The sequence below is a fragment of the Pseudonocardia sp. EV170527-09 genome (assembly GCF_008369905.1).
Classification (GTDB): Bacteria; Actinomycetota; Actinomycetes; order Mycobacteriales; family Pseudonocardiaceae; genus Pseudonocardia.
This window is the reverse complement of record NZ_VRMC01000585.1, coordinates 1-250: the sequence shown is the minus strand read 5'-3', so window position 1 is coordinate 250 and position 250 is coordinate 1. Positions and strand designations below refer to the sequence as shown.

Below are 250 nucleotides of genomic sequence, written 5' to 3'. Positions count from 1 at the left end.
GTGGAACGATTTCGGCTACCTGGGCGATGGTGCATTTGGCCGCCATCGCCATGATGGGTCCGAAGTTGCGAGCGACCTTGCGATAGACAAGATTACCCCATCTGTCGGCAGCCTGGGCCCGGATTAACGCGAAGTCTGCATGGATGGGATATTCCAGCACATAATTGCGCCCATCGATTTCCCGGATTTCCTTGCCGTCCGCCAGCATCGTTCCGTAGCCAGTGGGCGCCATTTATACGCCCACTGGCTA

The 250-nt window shown here is 57.2% G+C and carries 1 pseudogene; it reads right to left on the bottom strand.

Annotated elements, in window-relative coordinates:
* Positions 1–229 (bottom strand): annotated as a pseudogene (locus FVA95_RS30200) (3-oxoacid CoA-transferase subunit A); the annotation flags it as partial.
* Between the last annotated feature and the right edge of the window lie 21 nt (positions 230–250).